25 protein-coding genes and 1 pseudogene are annotated in these 24,589 nt (G+C 62.5%); 14 read left to right on the top strand and 12 right to left on the bottom strand.

Features of this window, described 5'->3' with window-relative positions:
* Positions 1 to 55: 55 nt before the first annotated feature.
* On the bottom strand, positions 56 to 1,039 hold the full coding sequence (locus QQL76_RS06020; protein ID WP_499206800.1) for a TRAP transporter substrate-binding protein: 984 nt from the start codon (positions 1,037 to 1,039) through the stop codon (positions 56 to 58).
* Positions 1,040 to 1,231: 192 nt separating this feature from the next.
* Here QQL76_RS06020 and QQL76_RS06025 point away from each other — a divergent pair, with 192 nt between their 5' ends.
* Positions 1,232 to 1,990 (top strand): FadR/GntR family transcriptional regulator, encoded by a 759-nt coding sequence (locus QQL76_RS06025; protein ID WP_499206801.1) that lies wholly within the window; start codon positions 1,232 to 1,234, stop codon positions 1,988 to 1,990.
* A gap of 73 nt (positions 1,991 to 2,063) precedes the next feature.
* Here QQL76_RS06025 and QQL76_RS06030 read toward each other — a convergent pair whose 3' ends face one another.
* From QQL76_RS06030 to QQL76_RS06040, 3 genes are all read right to left on the bottom strand, one after another.
* On the bottom strand, positions 2,064 to 3,521 hold the full coding sequence (locus QQL76_RS06030) for an aldehyde dehydrogenase family protein (protein WP_499206802.1): 1,458 nt from the start codon (positions 3,519 to 3,521) through the stop codon (positions 2,064 to 2,066).
* Positions 3,522 to 3,681: 160 nt separating this feature from the next.
* Positions 3,682 to 4,407, bottom strand: coding sequence for a transcriptional regulator NanR (gene nanR / locus QQL76_RS06035; RefSeq protein WP_499206803.1), 726 nt, complete (start codon positions 4,405 to 4,407; stop codon positions 3,682 to 3,684).
* An 81-nt stretch (positions 4,408 to 4,488) separates the two neighbouring features.
* Positions 4,489 to 5,313 carry a phosphogluconate dehydrogenase C-terminal domain-containing protein gene (locus QQL76_RS06040; protein WP_499206804.1) on the bottom strand — a complete coding sequence of 275 codons (825 nt, stop codon included), beginning with the start codon at positions 5,311 to 5,313 and terminating at the stop codon, positions 4,489 to 4,491.
* Between the two features lie 108 nt (positions 5,314 to 5,421).
* Here QQL76_RS06040 and QQL76_RS06045 point away from each other — a divergent pair, with 108 nt between their 5' ends.
* From QQL76_RS06045 to mnhG, 11 genes are all read left to right on the top strand, one after another.
* A complete protein-coding gene (locus QQL76_RS06045; protein ID WP_499206805.1) occupies positions 5,422 to 6,681 on the top strand; it encodes a ribulose-bisphosphate carboxylase large subunit family protein in 1,260 nt (419 codons plus the stop codon).
* Entirely contained in the window at positions 6,678 to 7,991 is a 1,314-nt protein-coding gene (locus tag QQL76_RS06050; RefSeq protein WP_499206806.1) for a four-carbon acid sugar kinase family protein, read from the top strand. The genes QQL76_RS06045 and QQL76_RS06050 overlap by 4 nt, the downstream gene beginning before the upstream one ends.
* Before the next feature lie 746 nt (positions 7,992 to 8,737).
* On the top strand, positions 8,738 to 9,421 hold the full coding sequence (locus QQL76_RS06055) for a DUF5343 domain-containing protein (protein ID WP_499206807.1): 684 nt from the start codon (positions 8,738 to 8,740) through the stop codon (positions 9,419 to 9,421).
* Entirely contained in the window at positions 9,418 to 9,906 is a 489-nt protein-coding gene (locus QQL76_RS06060) for a TIGR02391 family protein (protein ID WP_499206808.1), read from the top strand. The genes QQL76_RS06055 and QQL76_RS06060 overlap by 4 nt, the downstream gene beginning before the upstream one ends.
* A gap of 310 nt (positions 9,907 to 10,216) precedes the next feature.
* Positions 10,217 to 10,594: a hypothetical protein gene (locus QQL76_RS06065; protein ID WP_499206809.1), complete on the top strand. Its 378-nt coding sequence runs from the start codon at positions 10,217 to 10,219 to the stop codon at positions 10,592 to 10,594.
* 173 nt (positions 10,595 to 10,767) lie between these two features.
* Complete coding sequence (locus QQL76_RS06070) at positions 10,768 to 13,695, top strand: monovalent cation/H+ antiporter subunit A (protein ID WP_499206810.1); 2,928 nt, start codon at positions 10,768 to 10,770, stop codon at positions 13,693 to 13,695.
* The gene (locus tag QQL76_RS06075) at positions 13,695 to 14,039 is read left to right on the top strand and encodes a cation:proton antiporter subunit C (RefSeq protein ID WP_499206811.1); all 345 of its coding nucleotides are present in this window, start codon (positions 13,695 to 13,697) and stop codon (positions 14,037 to 14,039) included. The genes QQL76_RS06070 and QQL76_RS06075 overlap by 1 nt, the downstream gene beginning before the upstream one ends.
* Positions 14,036 to 15,652, top strand: coding sequence for a monovalent cation/H+ antiporter subunit D (locus QQL76_RS06080; protein ID WP_499206812.1), 1,617 nt, complete (start codon positions 14,036 to 14,038; stop codon positions 15,650 to 15,652). Before QQL76_RS06075 ends, QQL76_RS06080 begins: the two co-directional genes overlap by 4 nt.
* Positions 15,649 to 16,134: a Na+/H+ antiporter subunit E gene (locus QQL76_RS06085; RefSeq protein WP_499206813.1), complete on the top strand. Its 486-nt coding sequence runs from the start codon at positions 15,649 to 15,651 to the stop codon at positions 16,132 to 16,134. Before QQL76_RS06080 ends, QQL76_RS06085 begins: the two co-directional genes overlap by 4 nt.
* Positions 16,131 to 16,412, top strand: coding sequence for a K+/H+ antiporter subunit F (locus QQL76_RS06090; RefSeq protein ID WP_126009890.1), 282 nt, complete (start codon positions 16,131 to 16,133; stop codon positions 16,410 to 16,412). Before QQL76_RS06085 ends, QQL76_RS06090 begins: the two co-directional genes overlap by 4 nt.
* Complete coding sequence (mnhG, locus tag QQL76_RS06095; protein ID WP_499206814.1) at positions 16,409 to 16,807, top strand: cation:proton antiporter; 399 nt, start codon at positions 16,409 to 16,411, stop codon at positions 16,805 to 16,807. The genes QQL76_RS06090 and mnhG overlap by 4 nt, the downstream gene beginning before the upstream one ends.
* A 13-nt stretch (positions 16,808 to 16,820) precedes the next feature.
* On the opposite strand, the gene QQL76_RS06100 is transcribed toward mnhG, so the two are convergent.
* From QQL76_RS06100 to QQL76_RS06120, 5 genes are all read right to left on the bottom strand, one after another.
* On the bottom strand, positions 16,821 to 17,153 hold the full coding sequence (locus QQL76_RS06100) for an Hpt domain-containing protein (RefSeq protein ID WP_499206815.1): 333 nt from the start codon (positions 17,151 to 17,153) through the stop codon (positions 16,821 to 16,823).
* Between the two features lie 161 nt (positions 17,154 to 17,314).
* A complete protein-coding gene (locus QQL76_RS06105; protein ID WP_499206816.1) occupies positions 17,315 to 18,886 on the bottom strand; it encodes a GMC family oxidoreductase in 1,572 nt (523 codons plus the stop codon).
* A gap of 14 nt (positions 18,887 to 18,900) precedes the next feature.
* Positions 18,901 to 19,425 carry a Twin-arginine translocation pathway signal gene (locus tag QQL76_RS06110; RefSeq protein ID WP_499206817.1) on the bottom strand — a complete coding sequence of 175 codons (525 nt, stop codon included), beginning with the start codon at positions 19,423 to 19,425 and terminating at the stop codon, positions 18,901 to 18,903.
* Between the two features lie 76 nt (positions 19,426 to 19,501).
* The gene (locus QQL76_RS06115; RefSeq protein ID WP_499206818.1) at positions 19,502 to 19,897 is read right to left on the bottom strand and encodes a VOC family protein; all 396 of its coding nucleotides are present in this window, start codon (positions 19,895 to 19,897) and stop codon (positions 19,502 to 19,504) included.
* An 89-nt stretch (positions 19,898 to 19,986) separates the two neighbouring features.
* Positions 19,987 to 20,280, bottom strand: a complete 294-nt coding sequence (locus QQL76_RS06120) for a ribbon-helix-helix domain-containing protein (protein ID WP_499206819.1) — start codon at positions 20,278 to 20,280, stop codon at positions 19,987 to 19,989.
* A 439-nt stretch (positions 20,281 to 20,719) separates the two neighbouring features.
* On the opposite strand from QQL76_RS06120, the gene QQL76_RS06125 reads away from it, so the two are divergent.
* Entirely contained in the window at positions 20,720 to 21,292 is a 573-nt protein-coding gene (locus QQL76_RS06125; protein ID WP_499206820.1) for a manganese efflux pump MntP, read from the top strand.
* Here the strand turns inward: QQL76_RS06125 and cysQ are convergent.
* The 3 genes and pseudogenes from cysQ to QQL76_RS06140 form a co-directional block, all read right to left on the bottom strand.
* Positions 21,289 to 22,125, bottom strand: a complete 837-nt coding sequence (gene cysQ, locus QQL76_RS06130) for a 3'(2'),5'-bisphosphate nucleotidase CysQ family protein (protein WP_499206821.1) — start codon at positions 22,123 to 22,125, stop codon at positions 21,289 to 21,291. The two genes, QQL76_RS06125 and cysQ, sit on opposite strands and share 4 nt — an antisense overlap.
* A pseudogene (gene cysC / locus QQL76_RS06135) lies at positions 22,118 to 22,720 on the bottom strand (adenylyl-sulfate kinase); the annotation flags it as partial. The gene cysQ and the pseudogene cysC, both read right to left, overlap by 8 nt.
* 27 nt (positions 22,721 to 22,747) lie before the next feature.
* A complete protein-coding gene (locus QQL76_RS06140; protein WP_499206822.1) occupies positions 22,748 to 23,209 on the bottom strand; it encodes a MarR family winged helix-turn-helix transcriptional regulator in 462 nt (153 codons plus the stop codon).
* Between the two features lie 218 nt (positions 23,210 to 23,427).
* Here QQL76_RS06140 and QQL76_RS06145 point away from each other — a divergent pair, with 218 nt between their 5' ends.
* Complete coding sequence (locus tag QQL76_RS06145) at positions 23,428 to 24,477, top strand: TRAP transporter substrate-binding protein (RefSeq protein ID WP_499206823.1); 1,050 nt, start codon at positions 23,428 to 23,430, stop codon at positions 24,475 to 24,477.
* The last annotated feature ends 112 nt before the right edge of the window (positions 24,478 to 24,589 follow it).

Consider the following 24,589-nt stretch of genomic DNA (forward strand, 5'->3'; position numbering starts at 1 on the left):
TCCATGAGGAACGGCCGCGTGAGCGGCCGTTCTCACATCGTTTCGATGCCTATGACTATTCCTGCGCTGCCTGAATGCGCTTCAGCATCTCGTCGCCATACTGGCCGACGAAGGTGTCGTAGGCAGGCGAGACCGCTTCGCGGAATGCTGCCTGGTCGACCTCTTCGATCACTTCCATGCCGCGTTCGCGCAGCATCGCGACGCCGGTGTGCTCGTCTTCCTCGACCTTCGCCCGTGTCGCGGCGACAGCCGTATCGGCAGCTTCCTCGAACCACGCCTTTTCTTCATCCGACAGCGAGTCCCACAGGCTCGGCGAGGCGATGATGATAGCCGGCGAATAGACGTGGCCGGTGAGCGTCAGATGGTCCTGAACTTCCCACATATTGGCCGAGGTGATGATCGGGATCGGGTTTTCCTGGCCGTCGATCACGCGCTGCTGCAGCGCCGCGAAGACTTCCGGAAACGCCATAGGAGTCGGCGATGCGCCGGCTGCCGTGAAGGCCTCCATGTGGACGCTGTTTTCCATCGTGCGGATTTTCAGGCCGGAGAGGTCGTCCGGCGCGTCGATCGCGCGGCTGGAATTGGTGATGTGGCGGAAGCCATTCTCGCTCCAGGCGAGCGCGACGAGCCCCTGCGCATTCACGGCCTCGAGAAGCTCGTCACCGATCTCGCCATCGAGGATCGAACGCGCCGAGGCGTAGTCCTTGAAGAGGAAGGGCAGGTCGAGCACCAGCGTTTCGGGCGCGAAATTGCCCAGTGGGCCGGTCGAGGAATAGACGAGTTCGACCGAGCCGATTTGCAGGCCTTCGATCATGTCGCGCTCTCCCCCGAGCGCGCCGGCGGCCTGTTCGCGAATCTCGAACTTGCCGTCCGACAATTCGGCGAGTTTCTCGCCGAAGGCCTGGACGCCGACGCTGTAGTGCGAGCCTTGCGCGGTGGTGTGCGCGAAATTCAAGGTTGTCTGGGCAACGGCGCTCCCGGCCACCCCGGCAGACAAGGCGAATACGGCAGCAGCCGTAATGGTGCGAAAACGAAACATGGTTCTCCTCCCTCAGTTTCGGTCATCACTGGCTTCGACATTGACCTTGAACCCATTTCCAGTCAACCTGTTTTACAACTTTCCAACCGCCGCTCGATCGCGTGTTCCGGATGCCTGTCGACTTGTGCCGGATCGCGAACTTGACCGGCGGCACCGATCGGGAAATTCCTGTTTCAGGAGCAAGACTTTTCCATGCCGACCAAGACCGCCGATATCCTCGTTGCCGATCTTCCCAACAACAAGGGTGAGCGGCTGTCCGAACGGGTCTATGAGAACCTGTTCCACGCGATCGTGACGGGCATGATCTCAGCCGGTGCCAAGCTCCCTTCGGAAAACGAGCTGGCCAAGCAGTTCGAGGTGTCACGCCCCGTGCTGCGCGAGGCACTGGACAAGCTGCGCGACGATGGCTTGATTTCGTCGGTGAGGGGCTCGGGCAATTATGTCTTGAATGCGCTCGGCGCGGGGGTCGACGGCGTGCCGAGCGACGAGGCGGACCGCGACGCGCTGCAGCGCATCGGCGATCTCTTGGCCGGCATTGAACTGCGCATGATCGTCGAGCCGCAGGCGGCCTATCTTGCCGCGAAACGGCGGGGACCCTCCGACATCGAGAGCATGCGGGCAGCGCTTGACCGCTTCGACCAGGCGATGAGGCAGAATGCCATCCTGCATCATCACGACTATGCGTTTCACGAGGCCATCGCGACGGCGACCTGCAATGCGCGCATCGTCCAGACGCTGAAATCGCTCGAATACGACGTGACCCGATCGGTCAATCTCATGCGCTTCCTGGTGCAGTTTCAGCCCTTCATTCGCAACGAGGCGGTGCGGGACGAGCATGAGGAGATTTTCCGGCACATCGAGGCCGGCGCGGCCACAAAGGCCAAGCGCGCCATGCGCAACCATATCGAGCATGCGCGGATCCGCATGATGAGCAACCGGCCTGGCTTTTAGGATCATTGGGATCGACAAAAAAAGGCGCCGCAGCAGGAGCCGCGACGCCGTCCCGGGAGGGATCGTGCCAAAATCAGCCGTGCTTGAGCACGACCGTCTTGATGGTGGTGAAGCTGATCATGCCTTCGAAAGCCTTTTCGCGGCCATAGCCGGACCGTTTCATACCGCCGAAAGGCAGTTCGATGCCCCCGCCGGCGCCGTAATTGTTGACGAAGACCTGGCCCGCCTCGATGGCGTTGGCGCAGCGCATCTGCCGCCCACCATCCCGCGTCCAGACCGACGCCGTCAGGCCGTAGGGTGTTGCATTGGCAATGCGGATGGCATCCTTTTCATCATCGAACGGGAAGGCGGCGAGAACCGGGCCGAACACCTCGTCCTGGCCGATCCGGCTTTCCGGGGATGCGCCGTCGAGCAGCATCGGAGGGTAGAAGAACCCTCCTTCGGGTGCATTCTCAGCCATGCTGGCGGAGGCGACGACCTTGGCCCCGTCGGCCAGCGCGGCGTCGACCAGTGACGTGACCCGCTCCAGCTGCTTGGCGCTGATGATGGGGCCGCAGTCGAGATCATCGACACCTGCGCCCACCTTCAGCGCCGAGAAGCGCTCCGAAAGCCTCGCCAGAACCTCGTCATAGATCGAGCGTTCGATCAGCACGCGGCTGCCGGCAGCGCAGGTCTGGCCTGCATTCTGGATGATCGCGTTGACGATGACGGGCAGCGCTTCGTCCAGATCGGCATCGGCGAAGATCACCTGAGGCGACTTGCCGCCGAGTTCGAGTGTCACCTGCACATGGTTTTCCGCCGCCGCCTTGGCGACAGCCGTTCCCGTCTGTGGCGAGCCGGTGAAGGAGATGTGGTTGATGCCCGGATGGCCGGCAAGCGCCGCGCCGGCCTCGGTGCCAAGCCCGCAAACGACATTCAGGGCGCCCGCCGGCAGGCCGGCTTCCAGGGCCAGTTCCGAGATCCGGAGAGGCGTCAGGCAGGCATCTTCCGCCGGCTTGACGACGCAGGCATTGCCCGCTGCAAGCGCTCCGCCGACCGAGCGGCCGTAAATCTGCGAAGGGTAGTTCCAGGGGATGATGTGCGCCGTCACACCGTGCGGCACGCGCAAAGCCAGCACGGTCATGCCCTTGCTGTAGGGGATCGTCTCGCCATGGTGCTTGTCGGCGGCTGAGCCGTAATACTCGAAATAGCGGGCAGTCGCGGTGATGTCGGCGCGCGCCTGCTTCATCGGCTTGCCCGTATCGCGCGATTCGAGCGCTGCCAGCTCCTCGAAATTCTTAAGGATCAGCGCCGAGATCTTCATCAGGATGCGGCCGCGTTCCAGCGCTGATTTCGCGCCCCATTCGCCTTCGAAGGCGCTGCGCGCGGCTTCGACGGCACGATCGACTTCGGCGGCGCCGCCCCTTGGAATACGGGCAAACACTTTGCCGGTCGACGGATCGAGCACGTCGATGCCGCCCGCAGTCGCGGGGTCAATGGTTTCGCCGTTGATGAGATGGCCATAGGCCGTGACGGATGTCTGATCCAGCATCGAGCTGGCCTCCTCGTTTCGTGGTCCTCCCGGCCGAGCGCCTCGAAGCGCTTCATCGATGCATCGGATCCACGCTTTCCGTGCCATCTGCCAACGCAGCAAAACTATCGGCGCCAGCACCGATCAGTCAATTGGCTTTACAAATTTCTCGCTACCGACTTCAGTGGTGGCGGTAGAGCGCCGCCGATCGGTCGAGGTGGCCGCGCATGGCGTCAGCCGCGCCATCCGCCTCTCCGGCAGCGAGACGATCAACGATCGCGGCATGTTCCCGCAAGGTGGTTTCTTCCTGGCCCGACCAGATCAGCAGGTCGGTGTGATACGTGAACAGCCAGTTCAGCATCGCGTCGCCGACGGCGGCGAAGATCGGGTTGCCGGCCATGCGGGTGATCTTGGCATGGAAGGCGATGTCTGCGCGAATGAACGCCTTCGGGTCGTCGATCTTGCTGCGCTGCTTCTCGATGAGATTGGTCAGTTCGGCGATGTCTTCGGCCGTCGCATTCTGAGCCGCAATGCGCACCATGCCGAGTTCGAAGAGGCGCCGTGCGTCCTTGAGGTGCTCGAGATTGTCGGGGGAGGCCGAAAGCAGCAGCCTCGCCACCGCGTCCATCTGCCGGAACGCGATATTGGCCGACAAGGCGCTGACCCTCGAGCGCTCGCCATGGGAGATCGTGATGAGGCCCATGGTCTGCATGGACTGCAGGGCCTCGCGCACGGCAGGACGACCGACGCCGAAGCGCTCCATCAGTTCGCGTTCCGACGGCATCGGATCGCCGGCTCCAAGTTCACCGCGCACGATCATTTCACGCAAGCGCTCGAACACCTGGTCGGAGAGCTTGCGGCGCACGATCCGGTCGTCAATCGCTTCCAGGTCGTTCAGCTTTTCCATCGTGATCAGCGCGTCCCGAATGTTGCTTCAGCCGATACTTGCAGCGGATCGCTGCGTTCGTCCATCCACGGCCGGCCGGCGTCAGGTGATCCGGCGAATGCTCTCGGTGATTTCGTGGGTCTCAAACACGCCGAGCCAGTCGTCGCGCATGAGGCGCGGCTTGCCATTCACGATGGCCTTGTTGCAGGCATCGGAGAAGACGCCATCGACTTCTTCCATGACGACAGCCGCGAGAATGTTCAGGTGCCCGAGCAGGAAATCGCGTGCTGCCACCCGGTCGACGCCGCGGCGCACCACCTCGTCCATCGCATCCTTCATCACGACAAGAAGCGTCGCGCACACGGTTTCCGACAGGCCGGGTTCCAGCAGCGCCATCTGCTCGACCGTCACGCGGTGGGACCGCAGGATCGGCTGGAAGATCGTCTTCGCGATCTCTTCGCCGATGGCAAAATGCTCTTCCGGCCCCTGCATCAGCGCGCTGACAATCGCCTGGCGCGCTGCAATGCCGCCGAAATAATCGCGCTTGGCCGCAAGATCGGTCTCGTCGTTGAAGATCGGCGGATGGCATGGATGGGTGACGAAATAGGTGACGTCCGCGCGCTCGGGAAAATGCCCGGCAAAGGGAGCCGCGGCATCGAGTGCGATGACGATCGTGCCAGGCGCGACCTTGGGCACGATATCGGCGCCTACCTTGCGGATCGCCGTGTCGGGAACAGCCAGGATCACGGCCTCTGCGCCTTTCAACGCCTCATCGACTGCGACGCACTCCGCGCCAACCTCGTCACGCAACCGCTTCTGGCCGATCTCGCTGACTTCGACATGGGCGACGTCGTAGCGCGAGCCCTTCAGATTGCGCGACAGACGCACACCCATTTTTCCACCGGCGCCGATCAGAGCGATTTTCATGCTGCTTGCCTCCCTCATTCGAGCCGGAGGATTGCAAAGGAAAGATCATGTTGTCAACTGGTATGATGAGATGATATTCCGGCTCGTTGTCAGGGGAGAGCTTCAGCGATGGCGCGCTTGTTCGCAGAGTACGAGGTCGAGAGCCCGGTCGGGCTCGAAAGGGCGGCCCGCGTCATTGCGGGCGAACAGTCCTGCGGCACGTTCATGCGGCTGCCGGGCGAGACCGATGATCTCAGAAGCCGCGCCGGCGCCAATGTCGAGGACGTCATTGTCGACGAAGTGCGGGACAGGCCGTCGCTGCCGGTGCGCAAACCGGGCACAGCCTATGAACGCGGGCGGATCGTTCTGTCCTGGCCGCTCGACAATATGGGCGCGTCGCTGACGAACACGCTGGCGACGGTCGCCGGCAATCTGTTCGAACTTGCCGAAGTTTCCGCCATCCGGCTTACCGATGTCACGTTTCCAGACGCGTTTGCCGAAGCCTGCCCGGGTCCCGCGTTCGGTGTGGAAGGCACGCAGCTTCTCGCAGGTGTCTCCGGCCGGCCGATGATCGGTACCATCGTCAAGCCGAGCGTCGGCCTGTCGCCGGATGAGACGGCGGCGCTCGTGCAGCAACTCTGTGATGGCGGCATCGACTTCATCAAGGACGACGAACTGCAGGCGAACGGACCCCATTGCCCGCTTGCCGAGCGGGTCAGCGCAGTCATGGACGTGATCAACGCCCATGCGGACAAGACCGGCAAGAAGGTCATGTACGCGTTCAATATTACCGACGAAGTCGATGAGATGAAACGCAATGCCGATCTGGTGCTGGCGCAAGGCGGCACCTGCCTGATGGTCAGCCTCCACTCCATCGGCCTTGCGGGTCTCGGCGCGATCCGGCGGCATGCGCAACTGCCGCTGCACTGCCACCGCAATGGCTGGGGCCTGTTCCAGCGCTCACCGGATATCGGGCTCTCCTATCGCGCCTGGCAGAAGTTCTGGCGGCTTGCGGGGGCGGACCACCTGCATGTCAACGGGCTCGGCAACAAGTTCAGCGAGAGCGACGACAGCGTCATCGATTCCGCGCGCGCTGTCGCCGAGCCGATGTTTTGCGGCAAGCGGGCAAGTTTTGCGGCGATGCCGGTGTTTTCGTCGGGCCAGACGGCGGTTCAGATCCAGCCGACCTACAAGGCGATCGGCACCACTGGCTTCATCTACTGCGCCGGCGGCGGCATCATGGGGCATCCGGGCGGCGTCGCCGGCGGTGTCGCGAGCCTGCGTCAGGCGGCAGAGGCAGCGGTCAAGGGCAGTCCCGCCGCCGACTACGCGCGGGATCACAAGGAACTGGCCGACGCGCTGAAGGTCTTCGGAGACCGCTTCGGATGAGCGGCGCGCCGCTGATCAGCTTCTACGGCGACGACTTCACCGGCTCCACCGACGCCATGGAGGCGCTGTCTTCGAACGGCATCGCAACGGTGCTCTTCACCCGCGTGCCAAACGCCGAAGAGTTTGCCCCTTTCGCCCATTGCCGGGCCGTTGGCCTCGCCGGAACAAGCCGCAGCCAGAGCCCCATCTGGATGGATCGGGAGCTGCGGGATGCGCTTTTCTGGTTGAAATCGCTGAACGCTGCGCACTGCCATTACAAGGTCTGCTCGACCTTCGACAGCGCACCGCACCAAGGCTCGATCGGCCGCGCGCTCGAAATCGGCCTCGAAATCTTCGGCCAGGACATGGCGGCGATTATCGTCGGCGTGCCGCAGCTGCGCCGCTACACCTTCTTTGGGCACCTTTTCGCAGGCTATCGCGACGCGGTCTATCGCATCGACCGCCACCCGGTGATGAGCCGCCATCCAGCGACACCGATGCGAGAGGCCGATCTCGTGCTTCATCTCGCGGGACAGACCGAGTTGCCGCTCGCACGCGTCGGCGGCGGCGAAGCCACGCCGGCAAGCCTTGCTGCGCTTCGCGACGACGGCGCGCGTGGCGTGCTGATCGACGTGCACGATCTTGCGACACAGCAGGCGGCCGGCGAGCTCATCCTCGCCGGGGAGGGCGAGCTTGGCCCCTTCGTCATCGGATCGTCCGGCGTCGATTACGCCTTGATCGCCGCCTGGCGCGCGCGCGGCGTGCTTTCGCCGGAGCTGCCTTCATTCGAGCCGCTTCAGCGCGAGGCGCGCATTGCCGTTGTTTCCGGCAGCTGCTCGCAGACCACAGAGCGACAGATCCGGACGGCTGCGCACGCAGGCTTCCTGCCCATCGAGGTCGATTACCGCGCCATCGTCTCCGGCATGAACGCGGATGCCGTCATCGATGCTGCGCTGTCTCGGGCGCTGTCAGCGCTGGAGGCTGGACAGAGCCCGATCCTGCACACGGCGCTCGGCCCCGACACCACCGTGTCGATGGACGCTGCCGAGAACGACGCGGTCGGCCGCGCTCTCGGTTACATGCTCGATCAGATCATCGACCGAACAAGCCTTGCCCGGGTGGCGGTGGCGGGTGGCGACACATCAAGCCACGCCCTCTCGCAGCTCGGCATCTTCGCCCTGACGCTCCGCCACCCCATCACCCAATCCCCCGGCTCCCCCGTCTGCCTCGCCCATCGCGACACGGGCGGCACGACCGAAATCACGTTGAAGGGCGGCCAGATCGGCAACGACGACTATCTGGTAAGAATCCGAGACGGCACGGTCGGGTGAGGGGCGCCTCTTGTGCCTGAGCCGGCAATGATCCCATCGCACGGCGTTCGGTGAGACGCTCTTACCGCGGAAGGAAGTATCGCGGCTTGTTACCATCCTCCCGGATTCGCGCGAAACCTGTACCAACCAAGAGGTCAAGAACCTGCTGTACGCGATCCTTTCGCTTCGCCGTGTTCCGGCCGTCGAAAACGGTCCAGATCGCATCGGCTGATGTTGGCGTCGCCGCCTTGGCCAGGACGTCGCTAATGATACGGAGTTGCTGAAATTCGTCATTCGGCCAGTTCACGCGTCGTTCCAATGTCGGCCTAGAGGGATCTCGTGGCGCCGCGTCGGGCAATCCCTCCATTGGCACGAGTTTCGGACGCTGAAAATCGGGTCGAAGCCACCACACATCGCCTCGCTCTTCCGATGATGACGCTCTTGATTGAGTGAGACCAGGCGCTCGAGCATCTGTTGCTCGGCCTCCAGGCGCTTCAACAATTCTAGGCTGACATAAAGCAAGTCACCGGTTTCGCATGCAGGTTCGAGCACGCGTGATGTGCAGAGCATTTGATGGAAAGACCGGATAGCCCGATTTCCCCCTCCCTAAGGGATATCCTTGGCTCTAACAGTTACTCAATGCAATAATTACAGCTTTACATTCGTCTCTAGTTGCGGTGTCTGTTATTCGATTGACCTGTGACATCCTGCTTGACTTGAATTGGATGCATCTCGATTTTGACGAGAGACATTTCAAGGATACACGCATGGCGACCCATCCATATATTTCTGGTGCCGGTAACATCACTCAGATGATCAACCAGTTGAAGCGGTCGTTTCCAGCGACGGTCAATTCGGACACGGTGAAAAAGCTAGGCTTGGCTCCGAACAATGAGAGCTACGTGATCAACGTCCTTCAGTTTCTGAAGATCATTGACGCGGAGGGCAAAAGCACTGAGCGCGGCGAGGACGTACTCACGACGCATGACCCAGTCGAATTCCAGAAAGCATTCGCTGAACTCGTCAAAGATGCTTATTCCGACCTATTCGACATTCATAAGGATGACGCCTGGGAACTCCCGAAAGCGAAACTGATCAATTACTTTCGCAAAGCGGATCGTACCAGCGAGATCATTGGCGGTCGTCAAGCCGGTGTTTTTCAAGCTTTAAGCGAGCTTGCTGGTTATCAGCCACCGGGGGCTGCGGCGGCACGTCCTAAAGCAAGCGCTGGGCCTAAACCAAGTTCCTCCGTAAGGGCACGGCCCGTCAAGAAGTCTCCCCCGCCTGAGATGGCTATCTCAGAGGTCCCGGCTACGAAGGAGGTTGAAGCGGGCACCAAGTCCCAGGACATGGCTCTCACCGTACGTATCGAGATTAATCTCCCTTCCGGGGAAACTCGTGAAACTTATGACGCCATCTTCAAGAGCATCAAAGAGAACCTCTATCCATGAGCAATGCTCTTCGGCTTTTTGAAAGGATCGTACGCAATAGTAGCAAAGCAGATGCCTCAAAGAGCTATGCGGATCCCCTGCCGGTTCACCCGTTCGATGAGCGCAATCTTCATCCAGAGGTGGCCGCTGTCGCAGTCAGGCTGTTCGACGATGGTCACTACTCGGAAGCGACCTTTGCGGCATTCAAGTTGCTGGAGAAGTCCGTCAAGAAAGCTTCAGGATGTGCGGACCTCGGCTTCAACCTAATGATGACAGCGTTCAATGAGGGAAAACCAGTCATAAAGCTCAACTCGTTCACGTCCGATAGCGATAAGGATGAGCAGAAGGGCTACCGACATATCTTTGCTGGAGCCATGTCAGGAATACGAAATCCCCGTGGACACGATAATCGACAAGATCCGATAGATCTCTGCCTTGATCATCTGGTCCTATCGAGCCTCCTCCTAAGGATCCTGGAGGGCCGCATCGAGTGGAGCCCGAAGTGAGGGACGAGACTCCCGCCGCAGGAACCGCCACAGGATTCCACCGAGATCATCAGCGCGATTTAAGCTGCGATGTCTACGGGAGGTGCTCTACAGCTCTCTCTGAGCTTTTATGTGCGAAGCTGCGGTTAACCGACGACTAAGTTTTAAAAGAGTTGGCTCTGAATTCCACAACCGCGCACTTTCTTCGCAGCTGCCATAATTTGACGATGTCCTTGTGAAAGACGCATATTGGGTTGCTGGAAGCGCGAGATTCGAGAGACGGCGAGTGGTCAGGATTGGGGCGGATTGGGAAGAGCGACGGGGGCGCCGCTTGCGTGCGACCGATTTTGCCGCCTATGCGCTTCTGCTGCTCGCCTTGCTCGGCTACGCCTGCCTTCCGTCGAAGCCGTCGAACGGCATCGAAATCGCCGAGCGGCTCGCCCCGGTCTCCCTGTCGGCCGCTCTCTCGGCCGACCTGACCCAGAAATACCGCATCCCCAAGCAAGAGCAGGAATATCGCGCCCGTAGCGTCAGCTTCGACGCAATCGCAGCCGAAACGGGCGATGTGCCGTCGTCTGCCCTGGCGCCGGCGGTGACGCTGGCGCTGCCGGAGTTCGATACGGCGATCGTGCGGATCGGGCCGACTCCTGCCGGCAGCGAGCGGGCACGCGTGACGCCGGCGGCGAGGGGCCCCCCTTCGATCGTCTGAGCCTTGCCAAGCGTCCAACGACGCTGCCGGCTTGGCCTCTTTCTTCGAATGGCACATGAAACGTGCATGCAGGAGCCAAGGACCCTCGCTTTCACGCGGCGGTTGCAACCGTTAGGCTTCCTGTTCGATGCGTTTACCCGCCCCACTTCAAGCGTCAGTTCCGGTACGTCTCCATGTGGTCTAGTGAATGGCTCATCCTGCTCGTCGGTCTTCCGTTTCTCGGAAGCCTGCTGACGGCTTTGTTGCCGAGCCATTCGCGCAGTGCGGCCAATTGGCTGGCCGGTGCCATGGCACTTGCCTGTTTCGGCATTGCGATCAGTGCCTATTCGTCAGTGACCGACGGCATGGTCGTGCGCCATCAGGTGGAGTGGGTACCGCATCTCGGTCTCTCGCTCACGCTGCGGCTCGATGGTTTCGCCTGGATGTTCTCCATGCTGATCACGGGCATCGGCGCCCTCGTGATCCTTTACGCGCGCTACTACATGTCGCCCAAGGATCCGGTCGTTCGCTTCTACGCCCTTCTGCTGGCATTCATGGGGGCGATGCAGGGGCTCGTGGTTTCCGGCAACATCATCCTGCTCGCGGTGTTCTGGGAGCTGACGAGCATCTTCTCGTTCCTCCTGATCGGCTACTGGCACCATAACCAGGCGGCGCGCGACGGTGCGCGCATGGCGCTGACGATCACCGGAGCGGGCGGTCTGTGCCTGCTGGCCGGCATGGTGCTGCTCGGCCAGATCGTCGGCAGCTACGATCTTGATGTGGTGCTGCAGTCCGGCGACCTGATCCGCGCGAGCGATCTCTATCTGCCGACCTTGCTCCTCATCCTCGCCGGCGCGCTGACGAAGAGCGCGCAGTTTCCGTTCCATTTCTGGCTGCCGAATGCGATGGCCGCGCCGACACCGGTTTCGGCCTATCTCCACTCCGCGACGATGGTAAAGGCGGGCGTCTTCCTGCTCACGCGGTTCTGGCCGGTGCTTTCCGGTACCGATGCGTGGTTTTTCATCGTCGGCTTCGCGGGCCTCAGCACGCTTTTGATCGGCGCCTACTTCGCCATCTTCCAGCATGATCTCAAAGGCCTGCTCGCCTATTCGACCATTAGCCATCTCGGGCTGGTCACGACGCTTCTGAGCCTCGGCAGCCCGCTCGCAGCCGTTGCGGCCATCTTCCACATGGTCAACCACGCGACCTTCAAGGCGTCGCTCTTCATGGCGGCCGGCATCATCGACCACGAGGCCGGCACGCGCGACATGCGGCGATTGAGCGGGCTCTTCAGTTTCCTGCCGATCACGGCGACACTTGCCATGGTCGCAAGCGCGGCCATGGCCGGGGTGCCGCTTCTCAACGGCTTCCTGTCGAAGGAAATGTTTTTCGCCGAAACACTCGAGCAGCACCGTGCATCGGTGCTCGACACGGTTACGCCCTATGTGGCGACCATTGCCGCAGCATTCGCCGTCACCTATTCGATCCGCCTGATCCACACGGTCTTCTTCGGCCCGCGCGCAAGCGACCTGCCCAAGGTTCCGCACGAGCCGCCGCGCTGGATGCGCTTGCCGATCGAGCTTCTCGTCCTGGCCTGCCTCGTCGTCGGCACCATTCCGGGCCTGAGCATCGGCTCCTATCTCGACACGGCGGTGGTCTCGGTGCTGGGCGACGCGACGCCTGTCTACAGCCTGTCTATCTGGCACGGCTTCAACCTGCCACTTGCGATGAGTATCGTCGCTCTCTTGGGCGGCATCGTTCTCTACATGGCGCTGAAATCCTATCTCGACTGGTGCGAAGAGGGGCCGCCGATTTTCCGTCGCCTCAAGGGGCAGCGCATCTTCGAGCGCATTCTCGTCGCCGTCAGCTGGCGCTGGGCGCGTGTGGCGGAGCGCTTCTTGGGCACGCGGCGGCTTCAACCGCAGCTGCGGTTGATCGTGGTGGCGGCAATTCTTGCCGGCGTGTGGGCCATGTGGGGTGCGCGGCATCTTGCGCCGCAACTGACCATCTCCGGCGTCGACCCGGTGCTCGCCATGATGTGGCTGGTTGGCGGAGGCTGCGCGGTCGCTGCCGCGTATCAGGCAAAATTCCACCGGCTTGCCGCGCTCATCTTTCTGGGCGTTGCGGGCCTCGTCACCTGCATCACCTTCGTCTGGCTCTCGGCGCCTGATCTCGGCGTGACGCAGCTTCTGGTCGAGATCGTCACCACCGTGCTCATCCTTCTCGGGCTTCGCTGGCTGCCGAAGCGCGACGATCAGATCGAGCGGCATGGCTTCTGGGTTCGGCTGCGGCGCGGGCGCGACTTCTTCATCGCCGTCATCGCCGGTGCGGGCATGGCGCTGCTCGCCTATTACATGATGATGACGCCGCTGCCGCCGTCCGTTGGCGACTACTATCTGCAGCATGCCTATAGCGAAGGCGGTGGCACCAACGTCGTCAACGTCATCCTCGTCGATTTCCGCGGCTTCGATACGCTTGGCGAGATCGTCGTGCTGGCCGTCGTCGCGCTGACGGTCTTTGCACTGCTGCGCCGTTTCCGGCCGGCGGAGGACAATTCCGAACTGCCGTATCAGCAGCGCGAACAGAACGAGTATGACAGCATCCAGCGCGATCGCGAGGTGGGCGAGACGCTGAAAGACTACCTGCTCGTGCCGTCGGTCATCATGCGCTGGATGTTCGCCGCGATCACGCTTCTGGCGGCCTACCTGTTCCTGCGCGGTCACGACCTGCCGGGCGGCGGCTTTGCGGCAGGCGTCGCGATGGCGATCGGCTTCCTTCTGCAGTATCTCGCCGGTGGCACGCGCTGGGTGGAAGAGCGCCTGCGCATTCGTCCCGTCCAGTGGATCGGCTTCGGGCTGCTGGCGGCGACGGCGACGGGGCTTGGCTCGCTCACGGTCGGCTACCCGTTCCTCACATCCTACTTCCAGTACACGGAGGTTCCCTTCATCGGCGGCGTGCCGACGGCCTCGGCCCTGTTCTTCGATCTTGGCGTCTTCAGCCTGGTGGTCGGCGCAACCGTCCTGATGCTGGTCGCCATCGCCCACCAGTCGCTGCGTGCACCGAAAGCGCGGCCAGATCGGGCGGTGGCCGAGCGGGCTGCGGTCGAGCAGGGAGAAAGCTGATGGAATTCGTCATTGCATTCGCCATCGGCGTGCTCGGTGCTTCGGGCGTCTGGCTCATCCTGCGGCCGCGCACCTATCAGGTCGTCATGGGGCTCGCGCTTCTGTCCTATGGCGTCAACCTCTTCATCTTCGGCATGGGCCGACTGCGGGTCAACGCGCCGCCCGTGCTGCCGGGGGAGGACGCCATCGATCCGGCGGCCTTTACAGATCCGCTTCCGCAGGCGCTCGTTCTCACCGCGATCGTCATCAGCTTTGCCACGACCGCACTGTTTCTGGTCGTGCTGATCGCTTCGCGGGGCCTCACCGGCACGGACCATGTGGATGGCCGGGAGGGCGAGCGATGACCGGGCAGTTCCCCCAATTGATCGTCGCACCGATCATCCTGCCGCTCATCGTCGGCGCCTTGCTGCTGTTCTTCGACGACCGCGAGCGCCGGCTGAAGACGTCACTCGCGATCCTTTCGGTCGTCGCACAGCTTGCGATCGGGCTCACCCTCTTGGTCGGGGTGCATGGGTCGGACGACGCGACGGCGCTCGTCTACCTGCTGGGCAACTGGCCGGCACCGATCGCGATCAACCTGATCGCCGACCGGCTGTCGAGCATCATGCTGGTGCTTGGCTCGCTGCTCGCGATCCCGGCGCTCGTCTTCGCCACCGCTCGCTGGGACAAGGCGGGGCCGCACTTCCATTCGATGTTCCAGTTCATGCTGGTCGGCATCAACGGTGCCTTCCTGACGGGTGACCTGTTCAACCTGTTCGTGTTCTTCGAGGTCATGCTGGCCGCGTCCTACGGGCTGGTGCTGCACGGGTCGGGACCGGCGCGCGTGAAGGCGGGGCTGCACTACATCGCCATCAATCTCGCCGCGTCGCTCGTTTTCCTGATCGGCATCGCGATGGTATTCGGCGCGACCGGCAGCCTGAACATGGCCGAAATCTCCATGCGTGCTGCGGAGCTTGAGGGTTTTGCGACGCCTGGTCTGCATGTCGGGCTCTCGATGCTTGGCCTCGCGTTCCTGGTGAAGGCGGCGATGTGGCCGCTCGGGAACTGGTTGGTGCCGGCCTATTCCGCATCTGCGGGGCCGGTCGCAGCCATCATGGCGATCCTCAGCAAGGTCGGCATCTATGCGCTGATCCGGCTGTCGCTTCTGGTGCCGGCGGAAGGCGAGGTCTTCGGATCGCTCGTCATCTTCATTGGTGGCGCAGCCACACTCGTCTTCGCATCGATCGGTCTCTTGGCAACGCAGTCGATCCGCACCGCGACGGCCTATCTCGTCATGGTTTCGTCCGGCACGATCCTCGCGACGCTCGGCCTCTCGGAGCCTGCGAGCACCACGGGTGCGCTTTATTACCTCGTCACCTCCACGCTTGCGACGGGCGCGCTCTTCCTGCTTGCCGAACTCTTGGAGCGCGACCAGGATCCATTGTCGGCGATGCTCTTCGTCACCATGGAAGCCTTTGGCGAGACCAGCCAGTTCGACACGGCGGAGGAGGAGATCGGTCGGCCCATGCCACAGGCAGCTGCGATCCTCGGCGCCGGCTTCGGTATCCTGGCCATGGTGCTGATCGGCCTTCCGCCGCTTGCGGGCTTCCTCGCCAAGTTCGCCATTCTGCATTCCGTCATCGGGCCGGGGGCGCAGGCGATGTCCGAGGCCGTGACCATGCGCCTCGGGCTTGCGGCCTTGCTCATCTTCTCGGGGCTGACGGCACTGATCGCCCTGTCGCGCGCTGGGATTCGGACCTTCTGGGCGCCGGTCGAGCCGTTCACGCCGAGGGTGTCGATCGTGGAGGTGGCGCCTGTCCTGTTCCTCCTCGGGGTGATCGTGCTTCTGTCGGTCTATGCCGGACCCGCGGTGGATCTCATGGCGGCCACAGCCAATGATCTCCACATTCCCAACGGCTATCTCGATGCCGTGCTCGGTGCCGAACGCGTGCCGCCATACGCTGGAGGTGAAGAATGAGCAGGATCTTCCCTTACCCGGTCATGACGCTTGGACTGTTCGTCATGTGGATCGCGCTTGCCGGGGCAACGCCCGGTCATACGGTGCTGGCACTCATCGTGAGCACAGGCAGCGCGCTTACCTTGAAGGCGCTCGGTGAAAAGAGCACCCGGGTCAAGCGCGTCGGTGCCATCGTCACGCTTGCGCGCGTGGTCTTCGTGGACATCCTGCGGTCCAACTATGATGTCGCCCGGCTCATCCTGTTCGGCAAAAGGCTCGACCGCAAATCCGGCTTCATGACTGTGCCGATCCGTCTCAAGAACCCGTCTTCGCTCGCGGTGTTGTCCATCGTGCTCACGAGCACGCCGGGAACCGCCTGGCTCGATTACAATGCCGCCCAAGGCACGCTGATCATCCACGTCTTCGACCTTAAGGATGAATCGCATTGGCTGGATCTCATCTCCAACCGGTATGAGCGGCTTCTCCTGGAGATATTCGAATGAGCGTCGTCATTCTCACGGTCGCGGTCTGGTTTTCGCAGATCATCCTCGCCTTGGCGATGATGCTGGTGGCCTACCGTCTCTTCATCGGTCCGCGCGCACAGGACCGCATTCTCGCGCTCGACATGCTCTATGTCTGCGCCATGCTGCAATTGCTGGTCTTCGGCGTGCGCACCGGCAACGCGATCTTCTTCGAAGCGGCGCTCATCATCGGCATGCTGGGCTTCGTCGCAACCGTGTCGCTCGCCAAGTTCCTGATGCGCGGGGAGGTCATCGAATGACGGTCGATCTCGTCGAATATCCGCTCTGGGCCGCGATCCTGGTTTCAAGCTTCCTGGTCATCGGATCGCTCCTGACGCTGATCGGCGCCATCGGCATCGTGCGGCTCAAGAGTTTCTATGATCGAATTCACGCGCCGACGCTTGCCACCAGCTGGGGCACGGGCGGCATGGCCGTCGGCTCGATGATCTTCTTTCTGGTGGGCGGCGGGCGTCCCCTGGTCCACGAATTGCTGCTCGCCGCCTTCGTTACGATCACCACGCCCGTCACCCTCATGATGCTCGGCCGCGCCGCGATCTATCGCGATCGATCGAGCGCGCGTCCGGGCATCCCGCCTTTGGGTCGACGGGTCGAGCTGAACTTGAGTGAAAAGCCTTCGGAAGGGGAGCTGAGCTAACGCTCGCCGGCCGTCATAGCGCGCGTTCTTTTTTCATCTGCGCGATCGCCGCATCGAGCTCGCGGATCAGTGAGGACAGGGCTTCGCGCTGTTCGGCTTCGGTGCTTTCAGCCTCGAGGGTCGCTTCCATCTCAGACGCACGGCGGCTGAGGTGGTCGAAGCCGAAGAAGCCGCCTGCGCCAGCAATCCCATGAGCGAGCTTTGCGATCTCACGGTGCCGAGTGTGGGACGTGACGGGGTGACTTTTTGCGATGGCGCCCAGGGCATTCCGGTCGCTGTGCAAACGCTCGATGAACTGCTCTTTCAAAGCATCCAGAGATCGAACCACCGCAAGCTCCTTGCTCATAAAAGCACTTCGCACGGAGATGCGCGGTACTTTAGCAAAAAATGAACTGTCGAGTGGTGCAACGCCCAAAAGCCTTTGCGGTTGCAGCAGACTTTTCCGGTGCAGATCAAAAAAAGGTGCGCAAGGCCGTTTGCTGGCGGCCTTGCGCAGGAGGAGAAGCTCTAGATGTTGCCGGCGCTGAGTTCCTTGGCGATGTGATCGGCCTGGCGGATTGCCAGCGCCACGATTGTCAGGGTCGGGTTTTCAGCCGCGCCCGTCGTGAATTGCGAACCGTCCGAGATGAACAGGTTCGGGATGTCGTGGGTCTGGCCCCACTTGTTGACCACGCCGTCCCGCGCATTCTCCGACATGCGGTTGGTGCCGAGATTGTGCGTGGAGGGGTAAGGCGGCGTCGGGAAAGCCCGGGTCGCACCGACCGCCTTGTACATCTCGATCCCCTGTTTGTAGGCATGATCGCGCATGGCCACATCGTTCGGGTGGTCTGAGAAATGAACGTTCGGAGCCGGCAGGCCGTACTGGTCCTTCACCTCTGAATTGAGGGTGATGCGGTTCGTTTCCTGCGGCATGTCCTCGCCCACGATCCACATGCCGGCCATGTTTTCGTATTGGTCGAGTGCGGAGGTGAACGAACGGCCCCAGCCACCCGGATCCAGGAAGGCTGCCATGAAGGGCAGGCCGAGCGACAGGGTTTCCAACTCGTAACCGCCGACGAAGCCGCGTGATGGATCGTGGCGCGCCTCGTCCTGGACGATCCCGGCCATCGTCGTGCCGCGCCACATGCGCACTGGTTTGTCGAACACGGCATAGACCGATCCGGTGACGTGACGCATGTAGTTGCGGCCGACCTGGCCGGACGAGTTGGCAAGGCCATCCGGGAACATGTTGGAGGCGGAGTTCAAAAGCAGGCGCGGGCTTTCGATCGTGTTGCCGGCGACGGCGACCAGACGGGCCTTCTGCAGGTGCTGGTTTCCGTCCTTGTCGGCATAGACCACGCCGGTGACCTTGCCGCTATCGTCATGCTCGATCTTGATGACGTGCGACCGGTCGCGCACTTCGAGATTGCCCGTGGCTTCACCGGCCGGGATTTCGGTGTAGGCGGCCGACCATTTAGCGCCCCATTTGCAGCCCTGGAAGCAGAAGCCGGTCTGCTGGCAGGGCGTGCGATCGCCGTCATCGCGGGTCTGGATCGCCATGCGCCCGGTGTGGACTTCCTTGTAGCCAAGCGCGAGCGCGCCTTTTTCAAAGACCTTGTAGTTGTTGTTGCCGGGCAGACCGGGGCGATTGCCGGTGCGCGTCACGCCGAGCTTTTCTTCCGCCTGATCGTACCACGGCGCCATTTCGTCGGCGTCGATCGGCCAGTCGAGCAGGTTTGCCCCGTCGACGCGGCCGTAATTGGTCAGCGCCTTCCATTCATGCGGCTGGAAGCGCAGCGACGCGCCGGCCCAGTGAATGGTGGTGCCGCCGACCGCCTTCACGATCCAGGCCGGCAGGCCCGAAAAATCCTTGGCGACGCGCCAGTCGCCGCTGGTGGTGCGGGCATCGAGCCAGGAGAGCTGGCCGAAGGCATCCCACTCGTCATTGAGATAATCTTCCGGCAGGTGGCGTCCGCCGGCCTCCAGTGCCACGACCTTGACGCCCTTTTGGGCGAGTTCGTTTGCGAGCACGCCGCCGCCGGCGCCGGTGCCCACGATGACGACGACGGAATCGTCGTTGAGATCAAATTTCGCAACCATGGTGCGCCTCCTCCCTACAGCCAGTTGATGTCGTCAAAGCCGCGCGACACGTAGCCGCCCTGGCTGTAGGACTCGCCCTCGTAACCGAAGAGCGGCCATACTTCCTTCTGGTTGTAGAGACCGGTGACGAGACCGCCCCGGATCTTCTGGAAGAAGGCACTCTCCTCCATGCCTCGCAGCACCTCGACGCGGTCGCGTTCCCAGCCGATCGACAGGTAGTCCGCATGGCCCTTGCCGCGCGCGGCGGCGTCCAATGCGGCGATGCCGTCTTCGATTTCCTGGGAGCTGTCGGCGGTGTCGTAGCCCTTGACGGCGGTTGCGTAGAAATGGTCTGCGAGATGGTCGTGCGGGTAAATGTCACGTGCCATCTGGATCAGTGTCGCCATGCTTTCGGGCTTCACCGCCGTCGTTTCCATGGCCCATGCGGCACCGTTGCCGGCGACGAAGTCTGCGCCGACGACGAATGTCGCGCCGACAGCCACGGAGCGAGCGAGAAGCTCGCGCCGGGTCATGCCGGTTTTCGATAATGTCTCAGTCATGTCAGTCCTCCCTCAAAATTCTGGCTGACGGTCCGAGGCTCCACTCCTCGTCGCGGCAGCCGGCGAATGCGCGGCGCTACAGGTAGCGACCGCCGCGTTTCAGCACCTCGATCTGGTATCCATCCGGATCGGAAATGAAAAAGAAGCGTGCGATGACCTCGCCGGCAGGCGCGAAATCGACCAGCTTGCGGGGCGAGAGGCCCGCATTGGTCAAGCGCTTGTGCTCGGCTTCCAGGTCGTCGACCGAAAAGGCGAGGTGGCCGTAGCCATCGCCGAGGTCATAGGGCTCGGTGCGGCCCTTGTTGACGGTCAGTTCCAGCTCGAAGCCGGTCTCGTCATTCGACATGTAGACCAGCGTGAAGCTTTCGAAATCGAGACGATCGGCCACCTTCAGCCCGAAGGCCTGATCGTAAAATGCTACGGACCGCGCCTCGTCGAGTACGCGGATCATGCTGTGTATGGCTTTAGCCACTCTGGCTTCCCTCCTTCTTCCGATTCAATGATCGAAGTCTGGAAGGAGGGACGACCCTTCAGGTAGTAGAATGCTACTACGCCGACTTTTTAAGCTGCCGCGGCGGCCTTGGTCTGCATCGGCGTGCGTCGATCCATTTCGATCAGGCATGCGCAGCGCAGCAGGGACGTGAAATTTTCCGGCTCGCCACGCAGTTCCAGAACTTCCGAATGCAGTTTCGATACGAAAGCCGGCGTCGTCGAACCATCGCGCGCGGCGATCTCGTCGATGATGGCCCAAAAGGCACGTTCAAGCCGGATGCTGGTGCTCTGGCCGTTCAACCGAAGCCTGCGCGTCACATATTCGTAGCGCGCTGGCTCCTGGCCCGCAAAAACCTGGCACATGATATTCCTCCCGCAAATGGCTCACCTGGCTGAAGGTGAGTTGCGCTGATGTTAGCGCCAAACCCGAGCGCGCACGACTCCGCCATTGGTGCATGTACGATCAAAACGGACGCGACATTCTTTCCCCACGCTTTCGTCAGGTGGGGTTGCGAATCGAGGTTGGATGCGGCTGCGGCAAGCGCGCGTCATTGCGGGCTTCTGCAAATGCCTCTCAAATTCATTTAAATATATGATTTTTATTGACATTTTCTCCTGCGCTTTTTACTTCGGGCCATCGGGGAGTAGCCACCAAGCGATTTGGGGGCGCGTCAACACGATCGCCCTCATGGCGTGGCGCGTTCAGCCGGCAATGCCGGCCCGGCAAGACCGTGGGTATGACTGACCGTTGGCGGACGGGCGGCACGTTCCCCCGATCTTCGATCCGTCTCTGGTTCTGCACATGTCTCCAGCAGCTGTTTTCTTCCTGTCCGTCTCCATGTCCGTCGACGCGTTTGCCGTCGCGGTGGGGCGAGGTACCGTGCTCGATCGCGCCCAATTGGGGCGTGCGCTGCGTATCGGGGCCGTGTTTGGTCTGGTCGAGGCGCTAACGCCGTTTCTCGGCTGGCTTGCCGGCATCGCTGCAAGTGACTGGGTGGCCCATGTGGATCACTGGCTGGCCTTCGGCCTGCTCGGACTGGTCGGCATCCACATGATCCACAATGCCTTCAGCCAGGAAGAAGGTGAGGGCGCCGAGCGCGCGGCCTCCGGCTCGTCGCTCGTCCTCATCGCGACAGCCTTCGGAACAAGCCTCGACGCCATGGCCGTCGGGCTGTCGCTCGCCTTCATCGACGTGGATCTTGCCGGGATCCTGGTCGTCTCCGCCGGCATCGGCATGGCGACCTTCGTAATGTCGACGGCGGGCGTGCTGCTCGGCAAAGCGATCGGCAACCGATTCGGCCGCTTTGCGGAAATGGCTGCCGGTGTCGTGCTCTGCGCGCTCGGCACGATGATCCTCATCGATCACATCGGCTAAATTCTAGCCGGGCGTCCCCGGCCAAACGCGATGAAGGGCGGGTTGGCGAAGGGGGCCGTGAAGCCTTGCGGGTCGTCCTCGCGTTTTTCGGGGCGCTTGCCATAGGTGAGGGGCGTGACTTCATCGGCAAGCGTTGTCCGCCCGCCGGCCGCGCGCAGCACGGCATCGCCGGCTGCCGTGTCCCACTCCATGGTGCGGGAAAAGCGCGGGTAGATATCAGCCTTGCCTTCCGCGAGGAGGCAGAATTTCAGTGACGAACCGATGCTGACGCAGTTCGTGATATCGCGACGGGCGAGATAGGCGTTGGTGTCCGGATCGCGATGCGACCGGCTCGCCACCGCGACAGGACCGTCGCTACTTGACGTCGCCATCAACTGCGTCGTCCGCTCGGCTTTGTCATCCACATGATAGGCGCCTGCGTCGGAGCCGTAATAGGTCTGCCCAAGGGCCGGCGCGACGACCACGCCCACCGTCGGGCTGCCATGTTCGATCAAGGCGATGTTGACGGTGAATTCCGCGCGACCGGACACGAATTCGCGCGTGCCATCCAAGGGATCGACAAGAAAAAACCGCTGCCCGAGGTCCGCCGGCAGAACGCCCGCAGCCGCTGCCTCTTCGGCGACAATCGGGATCTCGGGAAAGTGCGCGCGCAGGTCCGCCAGGATCAGTAATTCCGCAGCCGTATCGGCCTCGGTCACGGGGGAGCCATCGGATTTGCTGCGAATTTCGTAGCCCTGCGCAAAGATGCTGACCAGAACCGTGCCTGCCGCCTGCGCAGCTTCGCGCATGGTGGCAAGCACCGCCGCGTGATCGATATCCTTCGTCTCACCCATGGGGCACCAGGCCCTGGTTCTTCAGGTGATCGACGACCTCGTCGGCCAGCGCCTCGGCGCCGGTGAGGGCCGTCTTGAGGTGAATGTCCGGAGACGAGGGTGCTTCATAGGGCGAATCGAGGCCGGTGAAGTTTGAGAGTTCACCGGCCAGTGCCCTGCGGTAGAGGCCTTTCGGGTCACGGCGTGCGCATTCCTCAAACGACGTGTCGACGAAAATCTCGATGAACTCGCCATCGGCCATGCGCGCCCTTGCTGCTTCGCGTTCCGATCCGAACGGAGAGATGAAGGCGACGAGCACGATCAGTCCGGCGTCGCTCATCAAGCGCGCGACCTCGCTCACCCGCCGCATGTTTTCCACGCGGTCGGATGCGGAAAATCCAAGGTCGCTGCTCAAGCCGTGGCGCAGATTGTCGCCATCGAGCAGGAAGGTCTTGATGCCGGCCTGGTGCAGCCGGACTTGCACCAGATTGGCGATGGTCGATTTGCCAGAGGCGGACAGGCCCGTGAACCAGAGAACCGCCGGCTTCTGCCCCATCAGCCGCGCATGATCCGCCCGATTGAGCGTGGTTTTCTGCCACTGGATGACGTTGCTGCGCGGTGGAATGTCCTCAGCCATGCGTCTTCACTCCCCCTCATTCTGCACGCCGGACGATCCCGCACTCGCGCCGGCCGTCGCCTTTTTCAGCAGGGCGACAAGGCTTGCGCGCTCCTCCGCGCTCAGGCCTTCCAACATCCGCTCCTGGACCTTCTGGACCGCAGGCATCATCGCCTCCAGAAGGTCTCGGCCCTTCTCGGTCAGGTAAAGTTCGCGCGCCCGTCGGTCCTTTTCGCTGACTTCGCGCCTTATCAGGCCCTTCGTCAGCAGCCGGTCGACCACCCCGCCGATCGTCACGCGATCATAGGCGATCAGGCTGGACAGCGTCGCCTGGTCGATGCCTTCGTTCCGGGCGATCGCATAGATCGCCGCAAACTGAACCGGCGTCAGGTCGAAGCCGGCCGTCTGTGCTTCCTGCAGGAAAGTCGCGACGGAAATCTGGTTCATGCGCCGGATCAGGTGACCCGGCATTTCGTAAAGAGCCATCATCGCTGCGTTCGCTCTGCCTGCAATCTCATGCCACCGTGCATAACAGTCTTACCCGAAGGGACAAGTAACCAGCGGCAAGGATTGGCGCGCTGTGCACGTCATGCACCAAAAATCCTGCCCCATGATGGTCTTAGGCTGTTGGCATGGCGCTCAGTGCCTGCTTATGTCCAACGACGAGCGCGGGCATTGGGAGTACCGCGCCAGGGAGGATATGGACTATGACACGGACCACACGCATTCGCAGCCTGCTCGCAGGCGGCCTCGTTGCCTGCAGCGCGCTTCTCTCGGCAGGCATCGCCTCAGCACAGGAAGTGACGTTGCGGCTGCACCAGTTCCTGCCTGAGCAGGCGAACGTACCGGCCTACGTGCTGAAGCCGTGGATCGAGCGCGTTCAGGAAGCGTCCGACGGCCGCATCGCGATCGAGATGTATTCGGCGATGGCACTTGGTGGCACGCCTCCGCAGCTCATCGACCAGGCGCGTGACGGCGTGGTGGATATCGTCTGGACGCTGCCGGGCTCCACACCGGGCCGCTTCCCGCAGGCGGAAGTGTTCGAACTGCCGTTCTTCTCCTCCGACGCCGAGGCGACATCGCGCGCTTACTGGCAGCTTTTCGAAGAGAACATGCAGGATACCGACTTCGCCGGCATCAAGATCCTCGGTACCTGGGTGCATGGCCCGGGCCTCGTCCATGTGAAGGGCGATGGTGTGCGCTCACTTGAAGACATGGCGGACCTGAAGCTGCGCGCGCCGACCCGCATGATCACGCAGCTCCTCGAGCAGATGGGTGCTGCGCCGATCGGCATGCCGGTTCCGGCCATTCCGGAGTCGTTGTCCAAGGGTGTCATCGATGGCGCCGTCGTGCCGTGGGAAGTGACGCCGTCCCTGCGTCTTTCGGAGCTCGTCGACAGCCACACGGAGTTCGCCGGCACGCAGGCGTTCTACGTCGCGACCTTCGTGCTCGCCATGAACCAGGCTAAATACGACAGCCTCCCGGATGACCTGAAGGCCGTGATCGACGAGAACAGCGGGCTGGAATTCTCCGCTCTCGCCGGCAAGACGATGCAGGAATATGATGCACCGGCCCGCGCGATTGCCGAGGAAGCCGGCAATGAGATCATCGTGCTGGACGAGGCAGAGGTCGCACGTTGGGTCGAGGCATCGCAGCCTGTCGTCGACAGCTGGATCGCCGAGATGGACGGCCGCGGCCTGGACGGTCAGGCGATCGTCGATCGTGCCCGCACGCTGATCGAAGAAGCCACGCAGTAAGAGACGGCGATACTGGCTGGCGCGTCTTTCGGCGTGCCAGCTTCTGCTCCGGCATGAAATGCGACGCTTTGGCTGACCAAACTGCTTGCAGCCGATGGTCATGCCGTTATGT

The organism is Rhizobium albus, from assembly GCA_030160035.1.
GTDB classification, from domain to species: Bacteria; Pseudomonadota; Alphaproteobacteria; order Rhizobiales; family Rhizobiaceae; genus Georhizobium; species Georhizobium albus.